Source organism: Salinivibrio sp. PR5 (assembly GCF_001996085.1).
Taxonomy (GTDB): domain Bacteria; phylum Pseudomonadota; class Gammaproteobacteria; order Enterobacterales; family Vibrionaceae; genus Salinivibrio; species Salinivibrio proteolyticus.
This window is the reverse complement of the sequence record NZ_MUFK01000004.1, coordinates 87,395-102,661: the sequence shown is the minus strand read 5'-3', so window position 1 is coordinate 102,661 and position 15,267 is coordinate 87,395. Positions and strand designations below refer to the sequence as shown.

The 15,267-nt window shown below is 51.2% G+C and carries 15 protein-coding genes; 13 read left to right on the top strand and 2 right to left on the bottom strand.

Translation table 11 applies throughout. The features are described 5' to 3' along the window. The first annotated feature begins 35 nt into the window (after positions 1-35). The 9 genes from rmuC to hemB all read left to right on the top strand — a co-directional run bounded on the left by rmuC (position 36) and on the right by hemB (position 8,014). A complete protein-coding gene (gene rmuC / locus BZG82_RS03070) occupies positions 36-1,574 on the top strand; it encodes a DNA recombination protein RmuC (RefSeq protein ID WP_077765137.1) in 1,539 nt (512 codons plus the stop codon). Positions 1,575-1,648: 74 nt separating this feature from the next. Then, positions 1,649-2,416 (top strand): bifunctional demethylmenaquinone methyltransferase/2-methoxy-6-polyprenyl-1,4-benzoquinol methylase UbiE, encoded by a 768-nt coding sequence (gene ubiE / locus BZG82_RS03065; RefSeq protein WP_069588234.1) that lies wholly within the window; start codon positions 1,649-1,651, stop codon positions 2,414-2,416. A 9-nt stretch (positions 2,417-2,425) separates the two neighbouring features. Next, positions 2,426-3,037 (top strand): ubiquinone biosynthesis accessory factor UbiJ, encoded by a 612-nt coding sequence (locus BZG82_RS03060; RefSeq protein WP_069588232.1) that lies wholly within the window; start codon positions 2,426-2,428, stop codon positions 3,035-3,037. After that, positions 3,037-4,683 carry a ubiquinone biosynthesis regulatory protein kinase UbiB gene (gene ubiB, locus BZG82_RS03055; RefSeq protein ID WP_077765136.1) on the top strand — a complete coding sequence of 549 codons (1,647 nt, stop codon included), beginning with the start codon at positions 3,037-3,039 and terminating at the stop codon, positions 4,681-4,683. The genes BZG82_RS03060 and ubiB overlap by 1 nt, the downstream gene beginning before the upstream one ends. A 54-nt stretch (positions 4,684-4,737) precedes the next feature. Further along, a complete protein-coding gene (gene tatA / locus BZG82_RS03050; RefSeq protein ID WP_069588228.1) occupies positions 4,738-4,986 on the top strand; it encodes a Sec-independent protein translocase subunit TatA in 249 nt (82 codons plus the stop codon). A gap of 2 nt (positions 4,987-4,988) precedes the next feature. Beyond that, a complete protein-coding gene (gene tatB / locus BZG82_RS03045) occupies positions 4,989-5,345 on the top strand; it encodes a Sec-independent protein translocase protein TatB (RefSeq protein ID WP_077765135.1) in 357 nt (118 codons plus the stop codon). 15 nt (positions 5,346-5,360) lie between these two features. Beyond that, complete coding sequence (gene tatC, locus BZG82_RS03040) at positions 5,361-6,113, top strand: twin-arginine translocase subunit TatC (RefSeq protein WP_077639792.1); 753 nt, start codon at positions 5,361-5,363, stop codon at positions 6,111-6,113. Beyond that, entirely contained in the window at positions 6,110-6,892 is a 783-nt protein-coding gene (locus tag BZG82_RS03035; protein ID WP_077765134.1) for a TatD family hydrolase, read from the top strand. Before tatC ends, BZG82_RS03035 begins: the two co-directional genes overlap by 4 nt. A 69-nt stretch (positions 6,893-6,961) precedes the next feature. Further along, positions 6,962-8,014: a porphobilinogen synthase gene (gene hemB / locus BZG82_RS03030; protein ID WP_077663370.1), complete on the top strand. Its 1,053-nt coding sequence runs from the start codon at positions 6,962-6,964 to the stop codon at positions 8,012-8,014. 108 nt (positions 8,015-8,122) lie between these two features. Here the strand turns inward: hemB and asnC are convergent, their stop codons facing one another. Next, the gene (gene asnC / locus BZG82_RS03025; RefSeq protein ID WP_069588218.1) at positions 8,123-8,584 is read right to left on the bottom strand and encodes a transcriptional regulator AsnC; all 462 of its coding nucleotides are present in this window, start codon (positions 8,582-8,584) and stop codon (positions 8,123-8,125) included. 95 nt (positions 8,585-8,679) lie between these two features. Between asnC and BZG82_RS03020 the strand changes: the two genes are divergently transcribed. The 4 genes from BZG82_RS03020 (at position 8,680) to BZG82_RS03005 (ending at position 13,684) form a co-directional block, all read left to right on the top strand. After that, positions 8,680-11,868, top strand: a complete 3,189-nt coding sequence (locus BZG82_RS03020; protein ID WP_241837341.1) for an ABC transporter substrate binding protein — start codon at positions 8,680-8,682, stop codon at positions 11,866-11,868. 35 nt (positions 11,869-11,903) lie between these two features. Then, positions 11,904-12,683, top strand: coding sequence for a class I SAM-dependent methyltransferase (locus tag BZG82_RS03015; protein WP_077663369.1), 780 nt, complete (start codon positions 11,904-11,906; stop codon positions 12,681-12,683). Continuing rightward, the gene (locus tag BZG82_RS03010) at positions 12,684-12,986 is read left to right on the top strand and encodes a hypothetical protein (protein ID WP_077479566.1); all 303 of its coding nucleotides are present in this window, start codon (positions 12,684-12,686) and stop codon (positions 12,984-12,986) included. Between the two features lie 338 nt (positions 12,987-13,324). Continuing rightward, entirely contained in the window at positions 13,325-13,684 is a 360-nt protein-coding gene (locus BZG82_RS03005; protein ID WP_069588212.1) for an Hpt domain-containing protein, read from the top strand. A gap of 45 nt (positions 13,685-13,729) precedes the next feature. Here the strand turns inward: BZG82_RS03005 and gorA are convergent, their stop codons facing one another. After that, a complete protein-coding gene (gorA, locus tag BZG82_RS03000) occupies positions 13,730-15,085 on the bottom strand; it encodes a glutathione-disulfide reductase (RefSeq protein WP_077677978.1) in 1,356 nt (451 codons plus the stop codon). Positions 15,086-15,267 lie beyond the last annotated feature (182 nt).

The window sequence follows — 15,267 nt, the reverse complement described above, 5'->3', positions numbered from 1 at the left end:
GCTGGCATAACTGACTGTAAAATAGAGACCTCGCTATGCTGGATGGCTTGTCGTTAACCTCATTGCATTTTATTGCGTTTTTACTCGGGGCGGGCGGTACCTGTGTGCTCGGTTATGCGGTGCATCGACGCGTGCTCGCGCAATACCAACATTGGTATCAGGCGCAGCAAGATCAGCAGCATATAGCCTTTGAGGCGCAACGCGAACACTGGCAACAACAACAGGCACATCAACAGCAAGAGCTGGATAACCTGGATGTTGAGCGCGACCGCTTGAGCCAAGAGCTACGCCACTATTACGGTAAGCTCACGTCGGCAGCTGAAAAATTGCGACAGCTGGAGCAGCTGCGGCAACATAACCAAAGTTTGGAGCAAAAACTTGATAGCTTGCGGGATGAAAAGGCCGAATTACTGGCTGAACTTCGCGAAGTGAAAGCGAGCGCAGAACAACAATTACACGCTGCACAAGAAAAACAAGCATTGCTCGAAAATGCAGAAGAACGCTTACGCGCCCAATTTGAGCAGCTTGCCAATCAAGTGTTTGAACAAAAAGTCCACTCCGTCGATGAGCAAAACAAAATGAGTCTCGAGACTTTACTCGGGCCGCTGAAATCGCAACTGGAAGGGTTTAAAAAGCAAGTGACTGACAGTTTTGGCGAACAAGCCAAAGAGCGTCATACCCTGATTCATGAAATCAAAAATCTGCAGCAATTAAACGCAGATATGACCCGTGAAGCCCATAACCTGACCCAAGCCCTTAAAGGGGATAACAAACAGCAAGGCAACTGGGGCGAAGTGGTATTGGCGCGTGTGTTAGAAGAATCTGGCTTGCGTGAAGGACATGAATACCATACTCAAGTGAACCTTGAGAATGAGCAAGGCAAACGCTATCAACCAGACGTGATTGTAAAACTGCCGCAAGACAAAGATGTGGTGATAGATGCCAAGATGGCATTGGTGGCCTACGAGCGTTATTACAATGCGGAGTCCATTGTTGAGCAAGATGCGGCTTTGAAAGAGCATGTGCAAGCGATCCGTGCCCACATCCGTGGCCTTGGACGCAAAGACTATCACCAACTGCATGGCGTGAAGACGCTGGATTATGTGTTGATGTTTATCCCTGTGGAGCCTGCGTTCCAAATTGCCATTGAAGCCGACCCTAGTCTGATTCGTGAGGCGATGGATAACAATATTATGTTAGTCAGCCCCACCACCTTGCTGGTGGCGTTACGTACCATCAATAACCTTTGGCGCTACGAATACCAAAACCAGAACGCCAAACAGATTGCAGAGAAAGCCAGTAAGCTCTACGACAAGGTGCGTTTATTTGTCAGCGACATGGAAGGGTTGGGGAGCGCATTGGGTAAAGCGAACGACAGTTATCATGGCGCGATGAATAAGCTCAGCCAAGGTCGAGGCAATATTCTTCGCCAAGCCGAGGGCTTTAAAGCCCTTGGCGTCGAGGTAAAGCGCGATATCAGTCCAGCGCTTGCGAATGCGGCATTAACTTCTTTTTCTCCCCAAGGCGCAGACGAAGACGATCCGGTGTCTGACATTTCGTCTGTGAACAAATAGAAGAAACTTGGTCCCGCGCTTGGAGTCCGGATGGGCGATAAAGTAAACTAGGGCCAACACGTTAGGGGATTAACATGACAGATAAACAAACGCATCAGGACCAAGAGACCATCGACTTTGGCTTTCAGCAAGTCAAACGCCAAGAAAAAGAAAGCATGGTAGCCAATGTATTTCACTCGGTGGCCGCAAAATATGATCTGATGAACGACGTCATGTCGATGGGCATCCATCGGATATGGAAGCGTTTTACCATTGACTGCAGTGGCGTGCGCGCAGGGCAGAAAGTCCTCGACTTAGCCGGCGGAACGGGCGATCTGACCGCCAAATTCTCGCGTCTGGTCGGCGAGAGCGGTGAAGTGGTACTCGCCGATATCAATAACTCCATGTTGAAAGTGGGCCGTGACAAACTGCGTGATAAAGGCATTGTGGGCAATGTCAGTTACGTACAAGCGAACGCAGAAGCGTTGCCATTTCCCGATGATCACTTTGATTGCATCACCATCGCGTTTGGCCTGCGTAATGTCACCGATAAAGATGCGGCCTTGCGTTCGATGTTCCGTGTGCTCAAACCGGGGGGACGTCTGTTGGTATTGGAATTCTCTAAACCAGTCGTTGCGCCGCTTTCCAAAGTGTATGACGCCTACTCATTCCATGTCTTGCCGAAAATGGGCCAGCTTATTGTCAACGATCCAGATAGCTACCGCTATTTGGCCGAGTCGATTCGCATGCACCCTGATCAAGAAACATTAAAAGGAATGATGGAACAAGCCGGGTTTGAACAAACCAGCTACCACAACCTGACCGGTGGCATTGTCGCCCTGCACCGCGGATTTAAATTCTAAGGAGCCAGTATGGCCTTTGATTCTCTCGTGTGTGCCGCCTTGGAGACAGCATTAAATGGCGTGATCACACGCGATGCTGATAGCCAGCGCCGTTTGGCGCGCCTCAAAGGCCGTACGATTCGCGTTTCTTTGCAAGAGTGGAATAAGCAATTTGTCTTCGCGTTCAGCCAACGTGTGGATGTGCTCAGCCACTACGAAGCACAGCCTGATTGTGCACTCTCTCTCTCGCTTGCCGCGCTGCCTAAACTGCAACAAAAAGCCAATATTACCGCGCTGATCAAAGCCGATCAGCTGACCCTTGATGGCGATATCGATGTCGCCCAGCAATTCTCGCAACTGCTCAGCGGATTGCAGTTTGATATTGCCGAGTGGCTCTCGCCCTATATGGGGGATGTGATGGCACATACTGTGGTGAGTCACGCCCAAAAGCGCTGGCAGCAAGCGAACCAACTTGCCTCGCGTCAGCAACGCTACCTTGGCGAGGTATTAACCGAAGAATGGCGCGTGGCTCCGGGGCCATTGGAAGTGGCCTATTTTTCGGATCAGGTCGATGAGATCCGCAGTGATGTTGCCAGACTTGAGGCACGTTTTAAGCAGTTGGCTGAACGGATGGAGTCCTAATGACGCTCAGTGAAATTCGTCGTTTATATTTTATTATTCGCACCCTGCTGCTTTATGGGTTAGACGCCTTGTTGCCTAAGCAGCCAATTACCCGCTTAGCACACTTGGGGCGCCAGTCTTTATTTTGGTTGAAAAACCAGCACCCCGATAAACCTGTGGGTGAGCGACTACGTTTGGCACTGCAAAGCTTGGGCCCGGTATGGGTGAAGCTTGGCCAGATGATGTCGACGCGCCGCGATCTTTTTCCTGCCGATATCGCCAACGAGTTGGCTCAGCTACAAGATAAAGTCGCGCCGTTTGATGGCCACAAAGCTAAGGCGCAAATCGAAGCCTCGCTGGGTGGGCCATTAGAGACTTGGTTCAGCGACTTTGATCCTAGCCCGCTCGCCTCCGCGTCGATCGCGCAAGTGCATACTGCCACCTTAAAATCGAATGGGCGTGAAGTGGTGCTGAAGGTGATCCGTCCCGATATCCTGCCGGTTATTCAAGCTGACTTGCGCTTGATGTATCGCGTGGCACGGCTGGTGGCGCGTTTTCTGCCTGATGCTCGCCGGTTAAAACCGGTCGAAGTGATCCGCGAGTATGAAAAAACCTTGCTTGATGAGCTGGACTTAATGCGCGAAGCGGCCAACACCATTCAGCTGCGCCGCAACTTTGAAAACGACCCCGCACTGTATGTGCCTGAAGTATTCAGTGACTACTGCCGCAAAGACGTGATGGTGTCTGAGCGTATCTATGGCATTCAAGTGTCGGATATCGAGGCGCTGGAGGCCAATGGCACTGACATGAAATTGCTGGCCGAGCGTGGGGTTGAGGTCTTCTTTACCCAAGTATTCCGAGACAGCTTTTTCCATGCGGACATGCACCCGGGCAACGTGTTTGTTTCCTACGAACACCCGCATGACCCGCAGTGGATTGGGCTCGATTGCGGGATTGTCGGTACCTTAAATCGCGACGATAAACGCTATTTAGCAGAAAACTTTATCGCGTTCTTTAACCGTGATTATCGCAAAGTCGCTGAGTTGCACGTCGATTCTGGCTGGGTGCCGCATGACACTAATGTGGATGATTTTGAATTTGCCATCCGCACCGTGTGTGAGCCCATTTTCGAAAAACCGCTGTGCGAAATCTCGTTCGGTAACGTTTTATTGAACCTATTTAACACCGCGCGACGTTTTAATATGGAAGTGCAGCCACAGCTGGTACTGTTACAAAAAACCTTGCTCTATATCGAAGGACTGGGGCGTCAGCTCTATCCGCAGTTGGATCTCTGGACCACGGCTAAGCCGTTTTTAGAGTCGTGGATGAAACAGCAAGTAGGGCCACAAGCGGTGTGGGCGGCGGTCAAAGAGAAAGCGCCATTTTGGGCTGAGAAGCTACCCGAAATCCCAGAGCTGGTGTATGACGGATTGCGTCAAGGGCGACAAATTAACCAACGGCTCGATGCTTACTATCATGGTTATTTGCAAACACGGCAACGTCATTCACGCGCCACCTACATGCTCGGTATTGGCGCCACCTTGCTACTGACGGCAACCATACTGTTTGCCAATCAGGTAGAGGTCTTACCTTCGGTCGCAGCCGGCGGCGCGGTGATTTTTTGGTTGTGGGGTTGGCGACTTTGTAATAAAACCTGTAATAAATAGCAGCTACACTGCTGCGCTCAATTGATGTAAACCAACACGTGGAAGGGAACCAGTATGGGTGGAATTAGTATTTGGCAGTTGCTGATTATCGCAGTGATTGTGGTATTGCTATTTGGCACGAAAAAGCTTCGTAACATGGGCGGCGATTTAGGCTCAGCGGTGAAAGGCTTTAAAAAAGCCATGAACGATGACGAGGACAGCCAAAAAGGCAAAGACGCAGACTTCCAGCAAAAGACCCTTGATGATACTGGGGCTGAGACGTCAACAAACGAGCAAGCACGTAAAGATAAAGAGCAGGTATAACCGTGTTTGATATAGGTTTCTGGGAACTTGTGCTGATCGCCGTGATTGGCTTAGTGGTACTGGGCCCAGAGCGACTGCCCGTCGCGATACGGAATATGTCGCGTTGGGTGGGGGCAGCGAAGCGTATGGCAGGCTCTGTCCGAGACGAGCTCGAGCAAGAGCTTAAAATTAAAGAGCTGCAAGACAACTTACGCAAAGCCGAGCAGGCTGGCATGAAAGACCTTGACCCTGAGCTGCAGCAATCGGTGGATACCTTGCGTCAGCATGCTGCGGATGTCCAACGCCCTTATGCATCGTCGACAGAGAAATCGCGCCCTGAGGCACCGTCTTCAGAGCCGTCGCCGACCGATAAGCGATAAACGAGCAAGGCTACTATGTCCTCCGTAAATGATACCCAACCGCTAATTAGCCACTTGATGGAGCTGCGCAACCGCTTGTTGCGAGCGATCATTGCGATTCTCATCGTTTTTATTGGCTTGGTTTATTTTGCTAACGATATCTACAGCGTGGTGGCACAGCCGCTGATTGATAAGCTGCCAGAAGGCGCGAGCATGATCGCCACGGATGTGGCATCACCGTTTTTCACGCCGATAAAGCTGACGTTAGTGATATCGGTGTTTGTGGCCGTACCAGTGATTTTGTACCAAATTTGGGCGTTTGTAGCCCCCGGTTTGTATAAGCATGAACAGCGGTTGGTATTGCCGTTATTGGTATCGAGTTCGTTGCTTTTCTACGCGGGAGTCGCGTTTGCCTATTGGGTGGTGCTGCCATTGGTGTTTGGTTTTTTCACCTCGATAGCGCCCGAAGGGGTGCAAGTGGCGACCGATATCGCTAGTTACCTCGATTTTATCTTGGCACTGTTTTTGGCGTTTGGAATCGCGTTTGAAATTCCCATCGCCATTATTTTGCTGGTTTGGACCGGCGCGACCAGTGCACAAAGCCTACGTCAAAAACGCCCATACGTTATCGTCGCCGCGTTCGTCGTCGGTATGATGCTGACGCCACCGGATATGATTTCGCAAACCTTGCTCGCGATTCCCATGTGTTTATTGTTCGAATTGGGCGTGTTGCTATCGCGCTTTTACGTGCCACGTGCATCATCGGAATCACAAGAGGCCAGTGAATGATCGATATTGGCGTGAACCTGACCAGTGCGCGGTTTGATAAGGACAGAGACGCGGTGGTTGCGAGCGCGCAGCAAGCGGGCGTTACCGGTATGCTGCTGACCGGCACTAATCTGGAAGAAAGCCAAGCAGCGGCGGATCTCGCCACCCATTATCCGGCGTTTGCCTATGCCACCGCTGGCGTCCATCCGCATGATGCCAAGTCTGTCGACCCCGCGGATTTATCCGTTATCCGGCAGTTAGCGCAGCGCGCAGAGGTAGTGGCGATCGGTGAGTGTGGGCTCGATTTTAATCGGGATTTCTCGCCACGGCCGCAACAAGAAGCGGTCTTTGATGCGCAACTTGCGCTGGCGGCTGAGCTGTCGATGCCTGTATTTATGCACTGTCGTGATGCGCACGATCGCTGGTTCGCGATTTTACGCCCTTGGCTCGATAAACTGCCTGCGGCGGTGCTGCATTGCTTTACCGGCGATGATCGCGCATTGCGTGAGTGTTTGGACGCTGGGTTATACATCGGCGTCACTGGATGGGTGTGTGATGAGCGTCGTGGACAAGCCTTGCAGCAGCAAGTTGGCTGGATCTCAGATGATAGGCTGATGATAGAAACCGACGCGCCGTATTTGCAGCCCCGTGATATACGCCCTCGGCCGAAAAGCAGCCGTAATGAGCCTAAATATTTGCCCCATATCGCACAAACTGTAGCACGACTTCGCCAACAGTCTGTCGAACATGTTATTGACTGTACAACAAAAAACACCCTGCGCTGTTTTTCGATTCAGTGACGGGGTGAACAACCCAGTGAGGCAGTCATCTGCCCCAAAGCCCAGGTCTGCAACATAAAGGAGGATACAGTGAGCGTATCCATTCAAGGCGCCTTTCCTGCTCGACGCCTGCGTCGTACACGCAAAACTGACTTTAGCCGCCGTATGGTGGCGGAACATTCATTGTCCGCGAGCGATTTGATTTACCCTGTTTTCATTTTGATGGGCAAAAATCGTCGTGAGCCGGTGGAGTCGATGCCCGGTATTGAGCGGATGTCGATTGACCTGCTGTTGTATGAAGCGGATTACTTGGCCAAGCTAGGTGTGCCGGCGATTGCACTATTCCCGGTGATCCCGAAGGAATTTAAAACCGCCTGTGCCTCTGAAGCCTTTAACCCCGAAGGGCTGGTGCCACGCGCGGTGCGCTTGCTCAAAGAGCACGTGCCACAAATGGGTGTGATCACTGATGTGGCGTTGGACCCTTACACCATCCACGGCCAAGACGGGATCATTGATGACGACGGCTATGTGATGAACGAGCCCACCACCGAAGTGCTGATCAAACAAGCTTTGTCACACGCCGAGGCGGGTGTGGATATTGTTGCGCCGTCAGACATGATGGATGGGCGCATCGGTCGTATTCGAGACGCACTAGAGAAAAACGGTCACATCAATACCCAAATCATGGCGTACTCCGCCAAGTATGCCTCTAACTATTATGGCCCGTTCCGTGATGCGTTAGGCTCTGCGGCGAACCTGAAAGGGGGCAATAAAGCCAATTACCAAATGGATCCGGCCAACAGTGACGAAGCGTTGCATGAAGTGGCGATGGATATTGCTGAAGGTGCAGATACCGTCATGGTTAAACCGGGGATGCCGTATTTGGATGTGGTGCGCCGGGTGAAAAGTGAACTCAAAGTGCCAACCTTTGCTTACCAAGTCTCTGGTGAGTACGCCATGCACAAAGCGGCGATCGATAATGGTTGGTTAAAAGAGCGCGAGACAGTGATGGAATCACTCTTGTGCTTCAAACGTGCGGGTGCAGACGGCATTTTGACTTACTTTGCTAAACAAGTTGCCGAGTGGCTTGCTGAAGATGCAGGTGCGCCGCTGCCGCCACGCCCTGAAGAAACCGTGGGTTAAAACGACCTCACGATCAACCACGCCCTGGCTATTTGGTCAGGGCGTTTTTGGTTGTATAGCGGTTGCGTCATGATAGATACAGGGATAAAGCGTATCACCACGCAAAAATTAGGGGATTACGTTGCGGTTGATGGGGTTCTGTAGTGAGATCAGCGTTTCGGTGGATTGGACTTCATCGATGGCTTGTAGCTTGTCAATCAGCACAAACTGTAACTCTTCAATGGATCGGCACATCAGCTTCACAAAGATGTTATAGGCGCCGGTGGTGTAGTAAGCCTCAACGACCTCATCAAGCTGATTCAGCTTATCGAGCGCAGAGTGATAGTCCCGCGCGGCTTTGAGGTTGATGCCAATAAAGCAGCACACGTCGTAGCCAAGCTTTTTGGTGTTCACCAATATTTCGGTACCTTCGATAATGCCAGCTGCTTTCATTTTCTCCACGCGCACGTGAACTGTCGCGGGGCTCACTTGGAACTGCTTGGCCATTTCCGCGTAAGGCACGCGCGCATCGTCGAGGAGTGTGGACAGAATACGACGATCGAGATCATCCAGTTTGGGTAAATCGTTCATTGTTGTCGTCTTGTAGTTGTAGCTAAGCCATGTTTTCCGCTGTCTCAGTTGCTTGACAGTCAATTGAGCATCTAATGTAGGGTATCGTGTTGTCTATGAAGATACCAATAAACCAACAGGAAGTGGGCGTGGGGATCAAATACCTTTTTGGCGTGTTAATACTGATGTGTACCTGCGCCGTGAGTGCAGCACAACAACAAGTCTTGGTCGTGCACTCCTATCATCCCGGGTTCTTTTGGAACCAAGCGTTGGTTGAAGGATTAAATACGGCAACCCAAGGGCACGATATCGACTTTCAGCATACTTACTTAGAAAGTAAGCGTTACCAATCAGAAGCCTATCGCGAACAGCTGAAAAAACTCTACATCCAAAAACTCGCCAGCCAGCGTTTCGATGCCATTTTAACCACAGACAACGCCGCGCTATGGTTGATGCACGAGCTCCACGACTACGTAGGAAACACGCCCGTGGTGTACGCCGGGCTGAATAACTTTGGCCGCCAGCATTACCCGCTGCTACCGCGTGTGACTGGGGTGAAAGAAGAAGTCGACTTACCCCGCAATTTGGCGTTGATGAAACGTCTCCATCCTGATTTAGAACGTGTTTACCTATTGCTGGATAACACCTTTTCAAGTCGTCAGTACTGGAATGTGGTGCAAGCGCAGCTGGCGCACAGTGATTTGTCGGGTCTTGAAGTGGTTCGCCTATCAGACTTATCGTTTCAGGCACTGCATGACCGTATCCAAGCGATGCATGAGGGTGAAGGCGTCTTTTATCTTTCTTACTTTCGCGATAATCAAGGCGGCTTTATGACCCGTCAAGAATACCTCGAAACCATTGTGGGTGAAGCACCCGTTCCTGTATACGGGGCGATGAGCTTTATGCTCGGCAACGGGGTGATTGGCGGTGTGGTGATTGATGGGGTTGAACAGGGTAAGACCCAAGGTGAGTTGCTACTGAAAGTGCTGGCGGGTGAGCTGCCCGCTGAGCGCGACAGCACTAATGTCACCATGTTTGATTACCCTTTGGTCAAACGGTGGGATCTGGACATTAGCGATCTACGTTCAGCGGTGATCACTAATCGTCCGCAATCGTTATGGCAGGCCCATAAAATTACCGTACAAGCGGTGTCTTTGTCTGTGTTGGTGTTGGGTAGCATCATTGTCATGCTATGGGCCAATGTGCGCCAGCTGCGTCGTAGTGAGTCGGCATTAATGCGTCACCGCGCCATGCTCAAAGGGGTGTTCGACCAGAGTAATCAGTTTATCGCCTTGCTTGATGGTAACGGGATTCTGCTGTCGGGCAATTCCAGTTTTAATCAACTGGTTGATGTAACTCGCCAATATCAGGCAAGGCCGCTCTGGTTTTGGCCGATATGGCGTAACCCTGCACGCCTAGAGTCGCACCTAAAGTTAACTGAAACGACCCAGCCCCGGCGTTTTGAACTGTGTTTGAGTGAGGCGCACCGCGAAGTGATCTTGGATGTGGCGGTCAAAAGCTTTCCCGGTGAATCAGGCCAACCCCGTATTCTGTTTGAAGCGCGCGATATTACCCAACGTAAGCACACCGAGGAGAAACTGCAACGCAGTGAAATTGAATACCGGATGCTTTACGAACAGCAACCGGTGATCTTACTGACCGTCGATCAGCAAGCACGGATCCAATCTATCAACCAATATGCGGCGGAGCTTTTCGGTTATAACAAATCAAGCCTCCTTGGCCATAAAATCACTGAATTGTATGCCGAGCAGCATGAGGCGCCCCACCGCATGGTGCGCCGCCCACAAGACCAAGACCATGACGAGCAACTTTGGCGCCGAGAGATCCCTTATCGTTCGAAAAAAGGCCAGATATTGTGGGTGCGAGAGACGGTTCGTGCCATGCACACTCAGGCACAGATACTGGTGGTTGGCGAAGACATCACCGCGCATCGAGAGATGGAAAGCCAACTGGTGTACCAAGCGCATCATGACTACTTAACCGGTCTCTATAACCGCAGCTATTTTGAACAGAAGCTAGCCGATGCCTTAATTCAGGCCCGCGAAGATGATCAGTGCCATGCGATGTTCTATATCGATATGGACCAATTTAAACTCATCAATGACACCGCAGGCCATGAAGCCGGGGATGAAGCGTTAAAGCAAGTGGCGCTGATTGTAAGTCATCACTTACCTTCTGGCGCGGTACTATCAAGGCTTGGGGGCGATGAGTTTGGTGTTTTGGTGTATCACTGCGATGCTACCCGTGCAGTGAGTTGGGGGAAATCATTGCTGGCTGCCTTGGCACGAAGTGAGTTCTTTTGGCATGACAGCCGGATGCGGTTGGAGTGTTCATTGGGTATCCGCTTACTGGACCGCACCGCCGGCTCTCCGCAGCAAGTGCATGCTCAAGCTGATACAGCCTGCTATGCTGCCAAAGATGAGGGGCGAAACCGACTTCATCTTTATCATCCGGATGATGAAGAACTTAAACGTCGTGAGCAAGAAATGGCCTATGTCAGCCATATTCATGAAGCCATTGCCGCAGATCGCTTTGAAGTGTATGCCCAGCGTATTGTGAATACTAGTGGCGCCCCCCAGCGCAAACTCTATATGGAAGTCTTGGTTCGGATGCGTGATGCGCAAGGAGCCTGGATCTCTCCTGGGCTGTTTGTTCCTGCCGCAGAGCGCTACAACATGGCGCATCAGCTCGATACGGTGGTGGTAAAGAAAACCTTAGGCTGGTTCGCCGCGCATCCCGAGCACGTTGATAAGCTGGGTATGGTGTCGATTAACCTATCCGGCCGCTCTATTGCGCAAAAGGAGTTTGTGCAATTTTTGGTACACGCTATCAAAGACAGTGTGATACCCAGCCAACGTATCTGCTTAGAGATCACCGAAACGGCTGCCATCGGTAACATGACCAGTGCGATGGATTTATTCTCACGTCTTAAAGCGCTGGGCTGCTTTATTGCACTGGATGACTTTGGTGCGGGCATTTCATCGTTTGGTTACTTGAAGCGTTTACCGGTCGATATCGTGAAAATTGATGGCCAATTTGTGCGTGACATTGCCAATGACGACACCGATTTTGCGATGGTGAAAGCCATTAACGATCTTGCCAAGCAAATGGGCAAAAAAACCGTGGCTGAGTTTGTTGAAAATAGCGAGATTTTAGAGAAATTGCGTTTACTGGGGGTCGATTACGCACAAGGCTATCACTTTAGTGTACCAGCGCCGCTGGAGCAGCAAGTGAGAGGCTGGCCCGAGACACAGAACAGCGTGAAGGAAAAAATCCATCTCTGATATACTCGGCCAATCATTGGCTGTGGAGATCCAACGTGCAACTGACCCTTATCTGTGATGTCGCAGAGAAACAACAAGAATTTGAAAGGCTAACAAGTAAGTGGTCACTCACTCATGAGAATGATTCACCGTTTGCGTTGGTGATGACAGAGACACGGTTGGAGCTTCGCAAACAAGATGAGCCTAAATTAGGGGCGGTCTACGTTGATTTTGTCGACGGGGCGGTCGGCCATCGCCGTAAGTTTGGTGGTGGCAAAGGCCAAGCGATCGCGAAAGCGGTGGGATTAAATAAAGGCGTGACACCGCGTGTTCTTGATGCCACCGCAGGGCTTGGGCGTGATGGGTTTGTTCTTGCCTCGCTTGGCTGTGAGGTGCAGTTGATTGAACGTCATCCTGTGGTGGCAGCGCTGTTGGACGATGGTCTGCAGCGCGCTTATCAAGATGCAGAAATTGGTACTTGGATGCGCGCACGCATGACCTTGTTGCATGCAAGCAGTGCGCAGGCTCTCACCGAGATGGCGCAAACACCCGGGCTACAGCGGCCAGATGTGGTTTATCTTGACCCCATGTATCCGCATAAAAAAAAGGCCGCGCTAGTCAAAAAAGAAATGCGTGTCTTTCAATCCTTAGTCGGGGCGGATACAGATGCGGATAGCCTGTTAGATCCCGCACTGGCACTGGCACGCAGTCGTGTGGTGGTCAAACGCCCAGATTATGCTGAGCCGTTAGCCGGCATGGCCCCTCATTCGAGCATTGCGACAAAGAAAAACCGCTTTGATATGTATATCAATGCAGCACTTACGGTGGATCATTAGGTGGCTAAGTCGCTGTGTAAGTGGCGTCGCGGAGACGTGGATGCTGAGTTAGAGCTGCTCGCGACGATTGTCTCGCCGCCTTGCGTGGCGTGCAGCAAATGTGCGCGTGTGGCCAGAGATAAAAGCTATCTGTGTCGGCCTACGCCTTTGCCTGCATCGTCTGAATCAGTGACGAAAAAGGTGAAGAAAAAAGCCAAGGATGAAAAGCTAACCAAAAAAGCCCTGAAAAAGGGTAAAAAAGGCAAAAAGACGGCAAAAAGCAAAAAAGAGAAGAAAAAGGCGAAAGCCAGTAAAAACGCCTAGCCTGAAGGTAAAGGAACAGACTCCATGGTTACCCATGGAGTCAGCGGTGATTAATCGAGGCCTTTAACCATCAACACGGTCAACAGACCAGTGATAACGGAAACGATCAGGCCAGAAACGATTAACCAAGGCAACATATCCATCATGATTCGCACTCACTTCTATTATTGATATTGGGGGAAAAGCGAGCATGATTGGACCTGAGTTTTGCCACATCTACAATGTGCTAGACGCAGGCGTTTAAGCTTAGTAACGATTAGAAACAAGGTGATGACAAGCTAATCAACAAGCCCTTGTCGCTTGTAGGTGAATCACCGTTTTCAGTAAAAGGATTGAGCATGAGTGACAGCCACGGAAAGACAGATCACGACGCAAGCGTGTGGGACAAAGAGGAAGCCTTAAGTCGGTTGATGGATAGCCAAGCCTTGCTTGATGAAGCCTGTACCATCTTTGTCGAAGAGACTGAGGAGCAGCTTCCAGCCATGGCACAACAGATTGCAGCGGCAGATTTTGCTAACTTGGCACGTGAAGCGCACAAGCTAAAGGGTAGTGCCAGTAACCTAGCGGCGATTGAACTGCAACAACAAGCGTTAGCCTTGGAGCTGGCAGCAAAACAGGATAATGCTGATGCCGCGTCCGTGTTGTTGGATGATATCAAAGAAGGCTTGGCACGCTTTTGCGCGCAGTGGAGTAAATAAAAACGCCGAGCACAGTGCTCGGCGTTGCTCTTACCGATACCGGGTTTAGCGCATGGTAACAAACTCTTCTGAACCGGTCGGGTGAATCGCGACCACACTGTCAAAATCTGCTTTTGTCGCTCCCATTTTCATTGCCACGGCAAATCCTTGGATCATTTCATCGACGGTGAAGCCGATACCGTGAAGGCCCACGACTTTTTCATCGTCACCGGCACACACCAGTTTCATTTTACAAGGTTGGCGGTGCTGGGTGACGGCCGTATACATTGCCGCAAACGTCGAGGTGTAGACCTTGATATTGTCATCCCCATATTTGGCGCGCGCTTCGGGCTCGGTCAAGCCAATGGTGCCGATTGGCGGATGGCTAAATACCACGGTTGGGACGAGGTCATAGTCCATTTTTGCCTCGCTCTGGCCATTGAATAGGCGCTCCGAGAGCAGGCGACCTGCTTTTACCGCCACAGGGGTGAGCTCAATACCACCATCCATAATGTCACCGACACAGTATATGCCCGGCACGCTGGTGGTTTGGTAAGCATCTACCTTGATGTAGCCGTTCGCGGTGGTTTGTACATCGGTCGCGGCCAAATTGATCTTGTCGGTGGTTGGATGGCGGCCAATCGCCCAGATCAGTGTGTCTGTGTTATGCGTGGTGCCGTTCTCGAACGCAAGGGTCAGGCTGCCGTCGCTTTCTTTGGTGACAGAGACAGGCACCGACTGGGTATGCAGCGTCGGGCCTTCTTTTTCCATCACTTCGACCAAGGTGTCAGTCACCAAGGGGTCAAAGCTTCGCAGCGGACGGTCTTTGCGCACAAACAAGTGGGTATCTGACCCTAGCGCATGCAGTACGCCTGCTATCTCAACCGCAATATAGCCAGCACCGACCACGGCGACACGCTTAGGTTGTTCGGTGAGGGCAAAGAAACCATCTGAGTCGATGCCATGTTCAGCACCGGGAATGTTCGGAATCGTGGGGGTGCCACCAACCGCAATCAAGATATGATCGGCGGTGTAGTGTTCGCCGTCTACCTCGACGGTTTTGTTATCGACAAAGCGCGCAAAGCCGTGAATGACATCAATGTTGTTTTTACCCAACACGTTTTCGTAGGCTTTGTGGATACGGCCGATGTAGGCTTCGCGGTTATTGATCAAGGTTGACCAGTCAAAGCCTTTCACTTCAACATCAAACCCATAATCCGGGGCATAAAGATTGAGGGCTTCGGCAACTTGCGCACCATGCCACATCACTTTTTTGGGCACACAGCCCACGTTTACACAGGTTCCACCGAGGTGTTTTGCTTCAATCAGGGCGACTTTGGCACCGTGCATCGCGGCACGGTTGGCAGAGGCAATACCGCCGCTGCCGCCACCGATACAGATGTAGTCGAAATGCTTCGCCATGTCTTTCTCCATCTTATACGCACGAGCGTGCTTCTGGCTTTTGTTTCGTGGTCAGCTTGTCGCGTTTCAGGTCGCTTGTAAAGTGGCGCCGCGCTGACCATTGAGGTTGAGTGAATGTAAGCTTACCAAACCTGTGGTGTGGCGGCAGTCTCAGAATCATTTTGTAACGGTCGCAATCTGTA

Excerpts from the sequence above, each read along its gene's own strand:
- rmuC (WP_077765137.1), top strand. The coding sequence starts at position 36 with ATGCTGGATGGCTTGTCGTTAACCTCATTGCATTTTATTGCGTTTTTA.
- ubiE (WP_069588234.1), top strand. The coding sequence starts at position 1,649 with ATGACAGATAAACAAACGCATCAGGACCAAGAGACCATCGACTTTGGC.
- BZG82_RS03060 (WP_069588232.1), top strand. The coding sequence starts at position 2,426 with ATGGCCTTTGATTCTCTCGTGTGTGCCGCCTTGGAGACAGCATTAAAT.
- ubiB (WP_077765136.1), top strand. The coding sequence starts at position 3,037 with ATGACGCTCAGTGAAATTCGTCGTTTATATTTTATTATTCGCACCCTG.
- tatA (WP_069588228.1), top strand. The coding sequence starts at position 4,738 with ATGGGTGGAATTAGTATTTGGCAGTTGCTGATTATCGCAGTGATTGTG.
- tatC (WP_077639792.1), top strand. The coding sequence starts at position 5,361 with ATGTCCTCCGTAAATGATACCCAACCGCTAATTAGCCACTTGATGGAG.
- BZG82_RS03035 (WP_077765134.1), top strand. The coding sequence starts at position 6,110 with ATGATCGATATTGGCGTGAACCTGACCAGTGCGCGGTTTGATAAGGAC.
- asnC (WP_069588218.1), bottom strand. The coding sequence starts at position 8,584 with ATGAACGATTTACCCAAACTGGATGATCTCGATCGTCGTATTCTGTCC.
- BZG82_RS03020 (WP_241837341.1), top strand. The coding sequence starts at position 8,680 with ATGAAGATACCAATAAACCAACAGGAAGTGGGCGTGGGGATCAAATAC.
- BZG82_RS03005 (WP_069588212.1), top strand. The coding sequence starts at position 13,325 with ATGAGTGACAGCCACGGAAAGACAGATCACGACGCAAGCGTGTGGGAC.
- gorA (WP_077677978.1), bottom strand. The coding sequence starts at position 15,085 with ATGGCGAAGCATTTCGACTACATCTGTATCGGTGGCGGCAGCGGCGGT.